The 13383-nt window shown below is 74.6% G+C and carries 14 protein-coding genes and 1 pseudogene; 10 read left to right on the forward strand and 5 right to left on the reverse strand.

The features are described 5' to 3' along the window. Window positions 1-2: 2 nt before the first annotated feature. The 3 genes from sdhC to ACWH4W_RS10080 all read right to left on the reverse strand — a co-directional run bounded on the left by sdhC (window position 3) and on the right by ACWH4W_RS10080 (window position 1552). The gene (gene sdhC, locus ACWH4W_RS10070) at window positions 3-383 is read right to left on the reverse strand and encodes a succinate dehydrogenase, cytochrome b556 subunit (protein WP_106412780.1); all 381 of its coding nucleotides are present in this window, start codon (window positions 381-383) and stop codon (window positions 3-5) included. 202 nt (window positions 384-585) lie between these two features. After that, the gene (locus ACWH4W_RS10075) at window positions 586-1227 is read right to left on the reverse strand and encodes a 2-oxo-4-hydroxy-4-carboxy-5-ureidoimidazoline decarboxylase (protein ID WP_473075427.1); all 642 of its coding nucleotides are present in this window, start codon (window positions 1225-1227) and stop codon (window positions 586-588) included. 142 nt (window positions 1228-1369) lie between these two features. Continuing rightward, window positions 1370-1552, reverse strand: coding sequence for a hypothetical protein (locus ACWH4W_RS10080; RefSeq protein WP_473077564.1), 183 nt, complete (start codon window positions 1550-1552; stop codon window positions 1370-1372). Here ACWH4W_RS10080 and ACWH4W_RS10085 point away from each other — a divergent pair. The 8 genes from ACWH4W_RS10085 (at window position 1467) to ACWH4W_RS10120 (ending at window position 9485) form a co-directional block, all read left to right on the forward strand. Then, on the forward strand, window positions 1467-2987 hold the full coding sequence (locus ACWH4W_RS10085; RefSeq protein WP_473077458.1) for a beta-N-acetylhexosaminidase: 1521 nt from the start codon (window positions 1467-1469) through the stop codon (window positions 2985-2987). The two genes, ACWH4W_RS10080 and ACWH4W_RS10085, sit on opposite strands and share 86 nt — an antisense overlap. A 112-nt stretch (window positions 2988-3099) precedes the next feature. Then, the gene (locus ACWH4W_RS10090) at window positions 3100-3606 is read left to right on the forward strand and encodes a hypothetical protein (RefSeq protein ID WP_473077459.1); all 507 of its coding nucleotides are present in this window, start codon (window positions 3100-3102) and stop codon (window positions 3604-3606) included. 107 nt (window positions 3607-3713) lie between these two features. Next, entirely contained in the window at window positions 3714-4280 is a 567-nt protein-coding gene (locus ACWH4W_RS10095) for a hypothetical protein (RefSeq protein ID WP_473075428.1), read from the forward strand. Between the two features lie 158 nt (window positions 4281-4438). After that, a complete protein-coding gene (locus ACWH4W_RS10100; protein WP_473075429.1) occupies window positions 4439-4834 on the forward strand; it encodes a hypothetical protein in 396 nt (131 codons plus the stop codon). Between the two features lie 614 nt (window positions 4835-5448). Further along, on the forward strand, window positions 5449-6066 hold the full coding sequence (locus tag ACWH4W_RS10105; protein WP_473075430.1) for an RNA polymerase sigma factor: 618 nt from the start codon (window positions 5449-5451) through the stop codon (window positions 6064-6066). 254 nt (window positions 6067-6320) lie between these two features. Continuing rightward, window positions 6321-7238, forward strand: coding sequence for a hypothetical protein (locus ACWH4W_RS10110; protein ID WP_473075431.1), 918 nt, complete (start codon window positions 6321-6323; stop codon window positions 7236-7238). A gap of 463 nt (window positions 7239-7701) precedes the next feature. Beyond that, the gene (locus ACWH4W_RS10115) at window positions 7702-8376 is read left to right on the forward strand and encodes an RNA polymerase sigma factor (RefSeq protein ID WP_473075432.1); all 675 of its coding nucleotides are present in this window, start codon (window positions 7702-7704) and stop codon (window positions 8374-8376) included. Continuing rightward, window positions 8376-9485, forward strand: a complete 1110-nt coding sequence (locus ACWH4W_RS10120; RefSeq protein WP_473075433.1) for a hypothetical protein — start codon at window positions 8376-8378, stop codon at window positions 9483-9485. Before ACWH4W_RS10115 ends, ACWH4W_RS10120 begins: the two co-directional genes overlap by 1 nt. A gap of 224 nt (window positions 9486-9709) precedes the next feature. Here ACWH4W_RS10120 and ACWH4W_RS10125 read toward each other — a convergent pair whose 3' ends face one another. Then, the gene (locus ACWH4W_RS10125; protein WP_473075434.1) at window positions 9710-10558 is read right to left on the reverse strand and encodes a L,D-transpeptidase family protein; all 849 of its coding nucleotides are present in this window, start codon (window positions 10556-10558) and stop codon (window positions 9710-9712) included. Window positions 10559-10915: 357 nt separating this feature from the next. On the opposite strand from ACWH4W_RS10125, the gene ACWH4W_RS10130 reads away from it, so the two are divergent. Beyond that, on the forward strand, window positions 10916-12496 hold the full coding sequence (locus tag ACWH4W_RS10130; RefSeq protein WP_473075435.1) for an acyl-CoA mutase large subunit family protein: 1581 nt from the start codon (window positions 10916-10918) through the stop codon (window positions 12494-12496). A 63-nt stretch (window positions 12497-12559) separates the two neighbouring features. Continuing rightward, on the forward strand, window positions 12560-13204 hold the full coding sequence (gene leuE, locus ACWH4W_RS10135; protein WP_473075436.1) for a leucine efflux protein LeuE: 645 nt from the start codon (window positions 12560-12562) through the stop codon (window positions 13202-13204). 40 nt (window positions 13205-13244) lie between these two features. On the opposite strand, the pseudogene ACWH4W_RS10140 reads toward leuE, so the two are convergent. After that, window positions 13245-13322, reverse strand: a pseudogene (locus ACWH4W_RS10140) (FAD-dependent monooxygenase); the annotation flags it as partial. Window positions 13323-13383 lie beyond the last annotated feature (61 nt).

Raw genomic sequence — 13383 nt, forward strand, 5'->3', positions numbered from 1 at the left:
CGTCAGCTCCCGAACAGTTCACGAGCGGCGTGGCCGAGGACGGGGTAGATCGCCCCGAGCATCAGCACGGTCCACAGGGCGACGACGGTCCAGAGCATCTGCTTCTGGTACCGGGCGCCCTTGATCCAGAAGTCGACGGCGATGACGCGCAGACCGTTGAGCGCGTGGAAGAGGATGGCGGCGACGAGGCCGTACTCCAGCAGCGCGACGATCGGCGTCTTGTACGTGGCCACGACGGTGTCGTAGGCCTCCGGGGACACCCGCACGAGGGCGGTGTCCAGCACGTGAACGAACAGGAAGAAGAAGATGAGGACGCCGGTGACTCGGTGAGCCACCCAGGACCACATTCCTTCCCGGCCGCGGTACAGCGTTCCAGCCGGCACGGAAATTTCCTCCGGGAGCGGGGTTCGGGGCCGCGCCGGCTTTCCTTGTCGGTCGGGCCCGGCCGGGTACGGTCCACCGGCCCCCAGCATGGTAGCGACGGATGCCCGCGGTGCTTACAGGGGGCCTGCTTGTGTGATCAAACTTGCACTCGAAAAGGGGGTGCGGGGTTTCGGGGCGGCCACCGGAGCGGGGGGTATGCGGCTATTCGCCGGGTGCGGCGGCCGGTGGGCCGCTCGCGCGGTTCTCCGCGCCCCCGAGGATGTCGTTCAGGCGCTCCCTGGCGAGGAGGCGGAGCTGGTCCCTGGTGACCGCGTGCTCCTCCTCCGGATCGTTCGCCAATCGTGACCGGATGCTCTCGAGGACGCGGTCCAGGGTCTCGTTCGCGGGGACGCCGTCCAGGCAGAGGACGAAGACGTGGCCGAACCTGGCCTCGTAGGCCGCGTGGGCGGCGTTCAGGGCGGTGTGGGCGGCCGAGTAGGCGCCCTCGGGAAGGGCGGGGAGGGGTTCACGGGCCAGGGCCTCGGCGATCTCCTCGGGGGAGAGGTCGTACGTCGCCTCGTCCGCGGCCGCCAGGAGGGACGCCGGGTCGGGGTAGGGGCGGTGGCCGGCCAGCAGCCGGGCCCAGCGGGGGCTGTGCAGACAGGACAGCAGGGCGCGCTCGGCGTCGGGCCCGGGAGCGTCGTTGAACCGCTCGAGCGGGGACGGGGCGCCGGGCGCGCCGCGGGACTGTCCGGGTATGGCGACTCGGCCGGGGAGGTCTGGGAGTCGGTGCGCAGGCAGCGTGGGTCCTCGTGGGCGTGGTGTGTGTGTCGTTGGCAGATGCTGTGAGAGTTGTGACGTCACGTTATCGAGTGGGTCCGGGACGTGTCCGATCGGTGCCCCCATTTCACCCGCACGGCAGGGTTTGGGAACGGCCCATGGACGCCTCTCACCCGAACGGGTCGTACGTTGGCAGGGTGAGTCGGCACAGGCACAGGCGGCACGGTCAGCGCAGGCGGCGTCCCGGGGCGGAGGCGACGGTGGGACGGCGGCGGGTCCTGGCCGTCGCGGTGGCCGCGGGGGCGGCGGTGGCCGCCTCCGGTGTGGGGCTGGGGCTGTGGGCCTCGGGGGACGACGGCGCGTCCGGCGGCCCGGCGGCCGCCCCGTCGTCGCCGTCGCCGAGTCCCACCCGCAGTCACCCGCTGTCCGAGGCGCCGCGGACCATACCCGCCGTGCGCGAGCACACGGCGGAGCGCGGCCCCGGGTGGCGGCCGGCCCCCGGGCACCGGGTGGTCGTCTCCGACCCGGCGCTGGCCGACGAGGGCCGGCTGACCGCCCGCGAGCTGGGGCTGGCGTACGCGGGCGAGCGCGACGACGAGCGGCCCGGCGACGTGCGCCTGGAGCTGAACCGGGACGCGGGCGCGGACCCGGAGTCGTACACCCTGACCGTGCGCGGCGGACGGGTCACCGTCAGCGGGCCGGGCGAGGCGGGCGTCTTCTACGGCACCCGCACCCTCAAGCAGGAGATACGCGGGGCCGGCGCCGCACCCGAGGGCGTGGTGCGGGACGCCCCGGCCAAGCCGCGGCGCGGCATGATGCTGGACATCGCGCGCAAGCACTACAGCGCCGGCTGGATAGAGGACCGCATACGCGAGCTGGGCGACCTGAAGTACAACGAGATCGGCCTGCACTTCTCCGACGACCAGGGCTTCCGCGTCGCGTCCGACACGCACCCGGAGATCGTCTCGGCGGAGCACCTCACCAAGGCGCAGGTCCGGAAGATCGTCGAGCTGGCGGAGAGCCGGCACATCACGGTCGTCCCCGAGATCGACTCGCCCGGACACCTCGGCGCCGTCCTCGACGCCCACCCCGACCTCCAGCTGCGCAGGGCGAACGGCGAGGCGGTGCGCGGCGCCATCGACATCGCGAACCCGAAGGCCGCCGAGATCGTCGACGACCTGCTGGAGGAGTACGCGGACCTCTTCCCCGGCGACCAGTGGCACCTCGGCGGCGACGAGTACCAGGCCCTCGTCGTGTCCGACCCCGAGGCGTCCTTCCCCGGCCTCGCCGCCGCGGCCCGCGAGAAGTACGGCCCCGGCGCCACCGTCGAGGACCTGACCACGGGCTGGCTCAACGACCGCGCCGCCACCGTCCGCGCCCACGACCGCGTCCCCCGCGCCTGGAACGACGGCTTCTTCCGCGACGGGTCCGTGCGGGCCCGCGAGGACCTCCGGGCCGCCTACTGGACCGGCAAGGAGATCGGCGCGCGCAAGCCCGCCGAGTACCTGGCCGAGGGCCGCGAGGTGATCAACTACAACGACGAGTTCCTCTACTACGTCCTCGGCGAGCCGCTCACCTTCGTCTACCCGACCGGCGAGCGGATCTACGAGCAGTGGACGCCACGGGTGCTGCGCGGCACCGACCCCGTCCCCGCGCGCTACGACCGCCAGATCCTCGGCGGGTCCTTCGCCGTCTGGGGCGACCTGCCCCGCTCCCAGACCGAGGAGCAGGTCGCGCAGGGCATCCGGATGCCGCTGCGGGCCCTCGCCCAGAAGCTGTGGGACGCGGGCGAACCCGAGCTGTCGTGGGACGGGTTCCGCGCCCTGGCGGGCCGGCTGGGCTGACGGGTCGCCGCGCACGCCTGCGGAAGCCCCGCACGGCTGTGGTGATGTTCTGGGCGAGCCGGCGGCTCGGCGCGCCGGGCCGGGAGACGACATGCGGGGGGAACACCGGCACCTGGGCCACTGGGGCTGTTTCGTCGTGGGCCGCGCGGAGCGGCCGCTGGCCGCACTGGACGCGCTGGGCGGCGCGGGCGCGGACCTGACCCTGCGCACCGGGGCGCCGGACGGCTGGCAGGTGTGGGAGCTGCCGGGCCGCGAGGGCGAGCTGGGCAGCATGAACGAGCTGGCGGAGGAGACCGGCGCGCCCGCGCTCTTCGGCTACGTCATGGACGGCGACTGCGTGGCGGTGGAGGCGGCGTCCCCCGGGAGCGGGGTGTGGACGGCCTGCCTCGGCCGGGACGCGATGGCCGGGTACCTCGACGGGCGCCAGGAGGGGCTCACCGTCGACGACTACTTCCTCGAGCCCGCCGACGCCGCCGAGCGGGCCGTCTTCCGGGCCGAGGAGGCCGGGCGCACGGCCGTCGCCGGGGACGTCCTGGAGGTGCTGACCGCGGACCCCGGACCGGTGGCCGAAAACCTCTTCTTCCGACAGCTCGACCGGCTGGGCGTGGTGCCCGAGTGACACTCCCGGCCTGTCGCACGCAGTAAGGGGAAATGCGGGTTCCGTGAGGGAAGAGGCCCGTCAAGGCCTCGTCCGGGGGCCTGCGGAACCCGCGGAGGGAGGCGTGGATGAGCCTGGAGGAACTGATCGCGCGGGCCGACGAGCGCGCACTGGCCGTGAGCGGCGTGGCTTGTTTGGATCGGTGCGTGCCGCTGCTGGGCGGCGACGACGAGGTGCTGCGGCCGCTGTGGGGAACCCTCGCGGAGGGCGCCGCCGGCGGCGACTGGGGCGAGGTGCTGCGGCAGATGTGCGAGAAGCTGGACGCGGCGGCTGCCGAGACCGCGGACGGCGGCGACGAGGCGGCGGAACTCGCACGGGGCATGCTCGCCGCCGCCCCCGCCGACCGGTCCGGGGGCGCGCTGCGGACGTGGGCCGACGGCTGCTCGGCCGACGCGCTGCGCATCCACCTCCTGCTCGACGGCGCGGGCGACGCCGAGCTGACCGCCGCGCGCCGCGAGGGCCGTACCGACGGCCTGTCCCCGCTGCTCGCCGCCGAACTGCGCCGCCAGACCGCCGTCCTGGAACTGGTCGCCGCCCACGGAACGGCGGGGCTGCGCGGCGCGCTGGAGGTGTCCACGGAGGGGCGCCGGGTGCTGCGCGCGGCGGTCTCACGCCGCAGCCGCCGCGACGGCTGACCGGCGGGCGACCGCGGGCGACCGCGGGCGACAGGCGGAGGCGAGGGCGTGCGGTGACGGTCCTGGGGTGGCCGTGCACCCGTTGCGGGAAGCCCGCCGGGTCGGGTGACGAAACGCTTCGCCGCAGCGCTCTCCAGAGTGTGACGACTGCGACGACTGTGACGACACAGCAGGAGACCAGGCCCTCGGCGGCGGCGAAGCCGGTCCGCTGGGCGGCGGACGCGGTGGCGGCGATGCGCGAGGGGGCGCGGCTGCGCCTCGACTACTCGGCGCGCAGTCTGTGGAGCGTCGACCGGGTGATCGAGGACATCCGCCGGGAGTCGGCCCCCTACGCCGCCGTGGAACTGGTGCTGCGCGGCTTCGGGGCCTACGCCGGCGAGGTGATCGTGCGCCGGACCGGCGGCGAGTGGTGGTCCTCCGGCGGCGACCACTGGGTCCGCACCCCCGACGGCCGCCTCTGGGACCCCATCGAGGAGGCCCGCCGCTGCTACACCCGGGACGGCTCCCTGCGACTCCTGTGCCGGGACGCGACGACGGGGGAGCGGCGGGACTGAACCCCGGGCGGGGGTGGAGTCCGGGCGGGCTGAACTCCGGGCGGGGGTGGAGTCCGGGCGGGCTGAACTCCGGGCGGGGGTGGAGTCTGGGCGGGCTGAACTCCGGGCGGGGGTGGGGCCTGGGCGGGCTGAACTCCGGGCGGGGGTGGGGCCTGGGCGGGGCCGGAGCCGACGAGACTGAAGCACGGCGGGGCCGCATCCGGCGGGTCCGGGACGTGGTGGGGCCGGACCGGGGCGGGGCCGGGGCTTGGCGGGACCGGTCCCGGTCCCGAAGGGTCCGGGCCTCGGGGCTGAAGCATGGCGGGGCCGGGCCTTGGCGGACCGGGCGGTGTCCGGTGGGGCGGACCTTGGCGGGGCCGGATCCCGGCGGGGCTGAACCTGGTGGGGATGAACCTGGTGGGGCGCGCCGACCGGGCCGGGCCCCGGGCGGAGTGCTCGGACGCGTCCGGAGGAAGCGTGCCGTCGGGTCCCGCGGGGCCCGTGCGAGGGCCGGGACGCGGGGTGACCTGTGACACTTTCCCGGCCGCGCACGCTGAGGTCGCTGGGGGCGTGACACGGCGGACGTGCGCACATCATGCGAGGCGCTTCGCGCTCGGTACGGACGAGGACGGTTCTTGGGCCACGGAGGGGAATCCCGCCGCACGCAGGCGTTCGACGGGGAACTGGGCGACGCCGTCGCGCGTGCCCAGCAGGGCGACGAGGCCGCGTTCGCCGTGGCCTACCGGCTCGTGCAGCCCGGACTCCTCGCGTACGTACGCGGACTGGTCGGCGCCGACGCCGAGGACGTGATGTCGGACGCCTGGCTGGAGATCGCCCGGGACCTCGGCCGCTTCAAGGGCGACGGCGCCGGGTTCCGCGGCTGGACGGCCACCATCGCCCGGCACCGCGCGCTGGACCACCTGCGCCGCCGGCGGGTGCGCCCCCGCGCGTCCCCGCTGGAACAGGACGTCCTGGAACTGCCCGCCCCGCACAGCACGCACGACCAGGCGATGGAGGCCCTGTCCACCGAGCGGGCCCTCGCCCTCGTGGGCCGGCTGCCCCGGGACCAGGCCGAGGCCGTGCTGCTGCGGGTGGTCGTGGGCCTCGACGGGCCCTCCGCCGCCCGTGTGCTCGGCAAGCGGCCGGGCGCGGTGCGGACGGCCGCGTACCGGGGCCTGCGGCGCCTGGCGCGGCAGCTCGGCGCCGACGGTGTGACGGACGGGGCGCCGCGGACGCTGGGTGAGTCGACGTGACCGTGGGCCGGGACGGCGGTCGCGCCGGACGACGCGGCGGGGCCCGCCGGGCCGGCGAGTGAACGGTCCGGGCGGACGGGCCGTATCCGTCTGTCCGGGGCCGGACGGGACTCCCACCTGGTGGGAGGGGGCGCGCCGGCCGTGAGGCAGGCGCGGGGCCGCGTCGCGCCGGGCCACCGGGCGGGACCGGGCGGTCCGGACTGTGGGGAACATCCGGATGGCCCGGACATGATCGAGCAGGGACGGAAGCGGACATGGGTGAACGGCAGAGCGACGGCGGGCGGGCCGGCCGCCGGCGTGTGCACCCCGGGCACCCCGGGCGCCCCGAGGGTGCGGTGTCCGCGCCCGGCCGTCCCGCATCCGCCTCCGTCGAGGGGCCGGCCGGGGACACGGCCCGCCTGGAGGCGCTGCTCGCCGCCGCCCTGGTCCGCGACGAGGTGGACGCCGGGGCCGAGCAGCGGGCCGTCGCCGCGTTCGTGGCCGCCCGGCAGTCGGGAGCGCATGGCGCGCGCACCCGCCGCCGGGACGACTGGCGGGCCCCTCGACGGCGGTTCGGCGGGAGGTCGCTGCGCGCGACGCTGGGCGCGCTGGTCGCGGGCTGCGCCCTGAGCGGGGTGGCGGTGGCCGGGATCCATGCGGTGGGGGCGCCGGGCGGAGGACGGCCGCCGGAGGACACGGGGCCGGCTCGGACGCCGTCCGCCGGCTCGGTCCCGAAGTCCTCGGAGATTCCGGAGGTTCCGGACGCTTCCGGTCCCTCCCCTTCCCCCCCTTCCTCCGGATCCTCCCCTTCCTCCGGAGCCGCCGGCGCCTCTGAGGCTCCGGAGGCGTCGGCGTCCGCCGGGCCGGGGCGCGACGGAGCGCGGGGCGGCGCGGGGCGGGCCGAGGCCGCGGGGGACGTCGAGGCGTGGTGCCGGGCCTACGAGCGGGTCGCCGGACGGGGGCGGGCGGTGGACGCGCCGATGGGGGAGCGGCTCGTCGCCGCGGCGGGGGGTGCGGAGCGGGTGGACGCGTACTGTGCGGGGCGCTCCGTCGCCGCGCCTCCCGCGCCGGTGCGGCCCGGTACGCCCGCGGCGTCGGAGGCCGGTGCCGTTCCGCGGGGCGAAGCGGGCGGCGCGGCCAAGGGCGAAGGCGGTCGAGGGGGCGTCGGTGTGCCTCCTGGGCGTCAGCCCTGAGCGCCGACGCCTGTCACCTGAACGGGGGGTGTTCGCGCGGCCCGGCATGTGCGAGGCGCCTCCCTCGGAGGGGGCACCCCCAGCGCCCGCCGCGCCTGCTCGACGGGGCGCGAAGGGTGACGCGCCGTCAAAGTGCCGCGCGGGGACGGCCGGGGCCGCCACCCCCCACAGGAGAGGCCCCGGCCGTCGCGCGGTACGGGCCGCGTCGCGGCCCGTACCTTCTACAGCGCCGGGCATGCGTTTTCTGTCACACGTCCCGTGTCACGGGTTAGTTGCATCTTGTACGGTCATGGACGGGCCGCGGTTTCAGGTCGTAACGTGCCTTTCGCGCCAGGCCGCGGGAGACAAACGACCACAACCTCCGCACGCGGCCTTGAGGCCGCAACGACCGATTGGGCAATGACGACGGCGAACGACCCGGTCCGCGAGAGCGGCGCCGGCTGAGGCGCAGAAGGGCGCACGCGTGCTGGGGGACGACGCGGAGCTGACCGCCGCGGTGCGCGCGGCACAGGACGGGGACGAGACCGCGTTCCGGACCGTGTACCGCGCCGTGCACCCGCGGCTCCTCGGGTACGTCCGGACACTGGTCGGCGAGCCCGACGCCGAGGACGTGACGTCCGAGGCGTGGCTGCAGATAGCCCGTGACCTGGAGCGGTTCTCCGGGGACGCGGACCGTTTCCGCGGCTGGGCCGCCCGCATCGCCCGCAACCGTGCGCTGGACCACATCCGCATGCGCGGCCGCCGCCCGGCCATAGGCGGTGACGAGACCGAGCTCACCGGGCGGCCCGCCGAGTCGGACACGGCCGGCGAGGCGATCGAGGCGCTGGCCACCGACGGCGCGTTCCACCTGATCTCCCGGCTGCCGCAGGACCAGGCCGAGGCCGTCGTCCTGCGCGTGGTCGTGGGCCTCGACGCCAAGACGGCCGCGCAGACCCTGGGCAAGCGTCCCGGCGCCGTACGGACGGCCGCGCACCGCGGCCTGCGCCGGCTGGCCGAACTGCTCGGCGACGATCCGGACGGCCATCCGGAATCCGCAGGGGTGCTCGACGCTCTTCCGCCCCAGAGAGAACCACGCCGTCGTACGGTGACGTCCGCGAGTGTGACGCAGTTGCGAACGCGGACGCAGAAGGACATGTGATGGCCGATGAGCGGTACCGGTGGCTGGACGCGGAGGCGGCGGAGCGCCTGCTGAACGGTGAGTCACCCCAGGCTGCCGGTCCCCCCGCCGATGACCAGGCCGAACGGCTCGCCGGCGTGCTCCGCGCGCTCTCCGCGCCCCCGCCCACGGCAGACGCGGAACTTCCCGGGGAGGCGGCCGCGCTGGCCGCTTTCCGCAAGTCGAGGGACGAACGGACAGGGCAGGCCGACTCGGCCCCGCACACCGGTCACGGCACCGGCCCCGGGGACGCCGATGTCGGCCTGATCCGTCTCGGCACCCCGCGCACCGGCCGTTCCGGAACGCCCGGCGGATCCCGCGGGCCGCGTCCCGCACGCCTCCTGCTGGCCGCCGCGCTGGTCGCCGGCATGGTCGGGGGCACCGCCGTGCTCGCCGGGACCGGGCTGCTGCGCACGCCCTTCGACGACTCCCGCTCCGGCCCTGCGGGCGCCGCCACGGCCACCCACCCCCAGCACCCCCTGGAGTCCCCGCCGGCGCAGGACGTCTCCCCGCAGGACCGTCGCCAGGGCGAGCCCGCCGGCGAGGGCGGCGCGAGCGCCCCGGGCGGCGAGGATCCCGACCGCACGCCGGCCGCCTCCTCCGGCGACGGCACGCTCGTCCGCGGCACCCGGAAGCTCGTCGTGTCCGCCTGCCGGGCCTGGCACGAGGGGCAGCCGGTGAACGGCGAACGCCGCCGCGCCCTGCACGAGGCGGCAGGCGGCGCCTCCCGCGTCGCCGCGTACTGCCGCACCGTCACCGCCAAGGAAGATGCCGGCCGCAAGGACGACAAGAGCGGCGAGGGCGCCGGGGGCGGGACCGGTGCGCACGACGCCGAGACGCGGACCGGCGAGGGTGAGGGCGAGCAGCAGGACACCCGCCCCGACCAGGGCGACGGCCGCCCGGACACCGGCGACAGCGGCGAGGGCGAGGGCAACAACGGCAACGGGAACGGGAACGGGAACGGGAACGGCGCGGGCCGCGGCAACAGCGGCTCCGGCACCGACAAGGCCGAGGACCACCCGGGCAAGGGCAAGGACAAGGGGCAGGGCAACGGGAACGGGAACGGCAAGGGCAACGGCAAGCAGGACTAGGCGGGCGGCCGGAACCCGCCCGTAAGCCCCGTTACCTGCACAAACTCCCCCCACGGAGCGGTTCCGTACCGCCCGGTGTGACACTTCCGGCTCTCGTGACGCAGTACTGAGTGAGCCGACTGGTCATCGGCCGTCGCACGGAGCCGGGGTTCCCCCCGTACCCGCGGCTCGTGCACCTGGCGCGGGCGGGACACGTTCCCCCGGTCCCGCCCGCGCCCCTCTTCTCACCAGTGGACGATGACCTTGTCGCCGTCGCGCACCTGCTCGTACAGCCGGGCGATCGTGTCCTCGTCGCGCACGTTCACGCAGCCGTGCGAGGCCCCCGCGTAGCCACGGGCGGCGAAGTCGGCCGAGTAGTGCACCGCCTGCCCGCCGCTGAAGAACATCGCGTACGGCATCGGCGAGTCGTACAGCGTGGAGACGTGGTGCCGGGACTTCCAGTAGACGCGGAAGACGCCCTCGCGGGTCGGCGTGTACTCGGAGCCGAAGCGGACCGGCACGGTCGACACCGTCCGGCCGTCGATCATCCAGCGCAGGGTGCGGCTCGACTTGCTGATGCACATCACCCGGCCGGTCATGCAGCGCGGGTCGGGCGGGTCGGCCGGCTGGCCGCCCATCAGGTACAGCTCCCACCGTCCCGGCTCCCGCGTCATGGCGCGCAGCCGCTCCCAGGTCACGGTGTCCGTCACCCCGGTCCGCGGCAGCCCGCGCTTGCCCTGGAAGCCGCGGACCGCCTCCGCCGTCAGGTCGTCGTAGGTGCCGGTGGGGCCGTGGAAGATCCAGGCGATCTGCCGCAGCCGCGCCTGGAGTTCGCGTATGTCCCGCCCCTGGTCGCCGGGCGACCACAGCACGCGCGCCGGCGTCGGGCGGCTGGACGGCGTGACGGACGGCGACTTCCACGCGGGCGCCTCCGGTGTCCGGCCCGGCGACGCGGGCGCCCGTGGCGCGTCCGGCGTCCGGGACGGCACCTCGATCCGCACCGGCGGTCCGCCCCGCCCGTCCGTACCGGCGGGATGCACCGTGCACCCCGCCGTGCCCACGGCCATCGCGCCCAGCGCCGCCAGGACGGTCATGCCCCTCTTCCCCACGCCCCTGCCCCTCCCACGCACCCCGGTCCCCCGTCGTCCCGCCGCACCGGCCCTGCCCGGTCGTCACCTGACTTCTACCCCGGACGTGACCGGGGCGGAACAAGCGGGCATGGTGGGGAGTGACCGGACCATGGCCGCCGGGGGAGACCCTGTGAGCGGGGTCCCACGGTGGCTGTGAGGAAGGTCCCAGCGTGTGCCCCTCCACCGGGCCGCACGCGCACCGCTACAGTCCGTCGAGGGGTCGGCCTGTACTGGTGAGTAACTGACGAGTGACTGACGAGTGACCGGCGAGTGACCGGCGATCGGATCGAGCAACGCTGCTCAGCGGGAGGCATGCACATCATGGCGCGTGAGTCGGAGTCCGGACTGCCCATCGAGCCGGTCTACGGGCCCGACGCTCTCGAGGGCTGGGACGCGGCGGAGAAGCTGGGCGAGCCGGGCGCGTACCCCTTCACGCGGGGCGTGTACCCGACGATGTACACGGGCCGTCCGTGGACGATGCGCCAGTACGCCGGCTTCGGCACGGCGACCGAGTCCAACGCCCGCTACAAGCAGCTCATCGCCAACGGCACGATGGGCCTGTCGGTCGCCTTCGACCTGCCCACCCAGATGGGCCACGACTCCGACGCGCCGATCGCGAGCGGCGAGGTCGGCAAGGTCGGCGTCGCCATCGACTCGATCGACGACATGCGGGTGCTGTTCAGCGGGATCCCGCTGGACAAGGTCTCCACGTCGATGACGATCAACGCCCCCGCCGCGCTGCTGCTCCTGCTGTACCAACTGGTCGCCGAGGAGCAGGGCGTGCCGGCGGACAAGCTGACCGGCACGATCCAGAACGACGTGCTGAAGGAGTACATCGCCCGCGGCACGTACATCTTCCCGCCCAAGCCGTCGCTGCGGCTGATCGCGGACATCTTCAAGTACTGCAGGGCCGAGATCCCGAAGTGGAACACCATCTCCATCTCCGGCTACCACATGGCCGAGGCGGGCGCGTCGCCCGCGCAGGAGATCGCGTTCACCCTCGCCGACGGCATCGAGTACGTGCGCACCGCGGTCGCGGCCGGCATGGACGTCGACGACTTCGCCCCCCGACTGTCCTTCTTCTTCGTGGCCCGCACCACCATCCTGGAGGAGGTCGCCAAGTTCCGCGCCGCGCGCCGGATCTGGGCGCGGGTGATGCGCGAGGAGTTCGGCGCGAAGAACCCCAAGTCGCTGATGCTGCGCTTCCACACCCAGACGGCCGGGGTGCAGCTGACCGCCCAGCAGCCCGAGGTGAACCTGGTGCGCGTCGCCGTGCAGGGCCTGGCGGCGGTGCTCGGCGGCACCCAGTCGCTGCACACCAACTCCTTCGACGAGGCCATCGCCCTGCCCACCGACAAGTCCGCCCGCCTCGCCCTGCGCACCCAGCAGGTCCTCGCCTACGAGACCGACGTCACCGCCACCGTCGACCCCTTCGCCGGCTCCTACGTCATCGAGAAGATGACCGACGACGTCGAGGCCGCCGCGCTGGAGCTGATGGGGAAGGTCGAGGACCTCGGCGGCGCGGTCAACGCCATCGAGCGCGGCTTCCAGAAGAGCGAGATCGAGCGCTCCGCCTACCGCATCGCCCAGGAGACCGACTCCGGCGAGCGGGTCGTGGTCGGCGTCAACCGCTTCCAGCTCGACGAGGAGGAGCCCTACGAGCCCCTCCGCGTCGACCCCGCCATCGAGGCCCAGCAGGCCGAACGCCTCGCCAAGCTCCGCGCCGAACGCGACCAGCAGGCCGTCGACACCGCGCTGGCCGCGCTGAAGAAGGCCGCCGAGGGCGACGACAACGTCCTCTACCCGATGAAGGACGCCCTGAAGGCGCGGGCCACGGTCGGCGAGGTGTGCAACGCCCTGCGCGAGGTGTGGGGCACGTACGTGCCGAGCGACGCCTTCTGAGCGTCGTTCCCGCAGGCCGGGACGGGGTCAAGGAGGGGCGCACGGCGTGCGACACTCCTTGCCATGTTCGGTGTCGTCGACCTTCCCACCTACCTGGCGGGCCTGGTGCTGATCATCCTGCTGCCGGGGCCCAACTCGCTGTACGTCCTGTCCGTCGCCGCCCGCCGCGGGGTGCGCGCCGGCTACACGGCCGCCGCCGGCGTCTGGTGCGGGGACGCCGTCCTGATGACGCTGTCGGCCGCCGGGGTCGCCTCCCTGCTCCAGGCGAACGCCGTGCTGTTCGGCATCGTGAAGTACGCCGGCGCCGGCTATCTGGCCTGGCTGGCCGTCGGGATGCTGCGCGCCGCGTGGGGCATGTGGCGCACCCGCGGGGAGGAGCGCGCGGAGCGGGCCTCCGCCGCCGGGACGCCCGGTGAGCGTCCGTTCCGCCGGGCGCTGGTGGTCAGCCTGCTCAACCCCAAGGCGATCCTGTTCTTCATCGCCTTCTTCACGCAGTTCGTGCCGAAGTCCAACCCCTTCCCCGGCTTCATGTTCCTCGGCTTCCTCGCCCAGGTCGCAAGCGTCCTGTACCTGTCGGTGCTGATCTTCGCGGGAGCCCGGCTCGCAGCGGCGTTCCGCAGGCGCAAGGCGCTCAGCGCAGGAGCGACCTCGGCGGCAGGCGCGCTGTTCCTGGGTTTCGCGGTGAAGCTGTCGCTGGCGAGCGCGTAGGGCGTCCGGGGTTCACGGCCCGGGCGCGCCGTCAGCGCCGGCCGAACCGGGCGAGGTCGATGCCGAGGGTGAGTCCGGTCGGCCCGGCGCCCACGATCAGGACAGAGGTGTCGTTCACGGTCCGCCTCCTTAACGGCGTTAAGTGATCCGCCGTCCGAGCGTCTCCCTAACGGTGTTAA

Source organism: Streptomyces sp. DSM 120436 (assembly GCF_055778765.1).

Excerpts from the sequence above, each read along its gene's own strand:
- ACWH4W_RS10095 (WP_473075428.1), top strand. The coding sequence starts at position 3,714 with ATGAGCCTGGAGGAACTGATCGCGCGGGCCGACGAGCGCGCACTGGCC.
- ACWH4W_RS10110 (WP_473075431.1), top strand. The coding sequence starts at position 6,321 with ATGGGTGAACGGCAGAGCGACGGCGGGCGGGCCGGCCGCCGGCGTGTG.
- ACWH4W_RS10120 (WP_473075433.1), top strand. The coding sequence starts at position 8,376 with ATGGCCGATGAGCGGTACCGGTGGCTGGACGCGGAGGCGGCGGAGCGC.
- ACWH4W_RS10125 (WP_473075434.1), bottom strand. The coding sequence starts at position 10,558 with ATGACCGTCCTGGCGGCGCTGGGCGCGATGGCCGTGGGCACGGCGGGG.
- ACWH4W_RS10130 (WP_473075435.1), top strand. The coding sequence starts at position 10,916 with ATGGCGCGTGAGTCGGAGTCCGGACTGCCCATCGAGCCGGTCTACGGG.
- leuE (WP_473075436.1), top strand. The coding sequence starts at position 12,560 with ATGTTCGGTGTCGTCGACCTTCCCACCTACCTGGCGGGCCTGGTGCTG.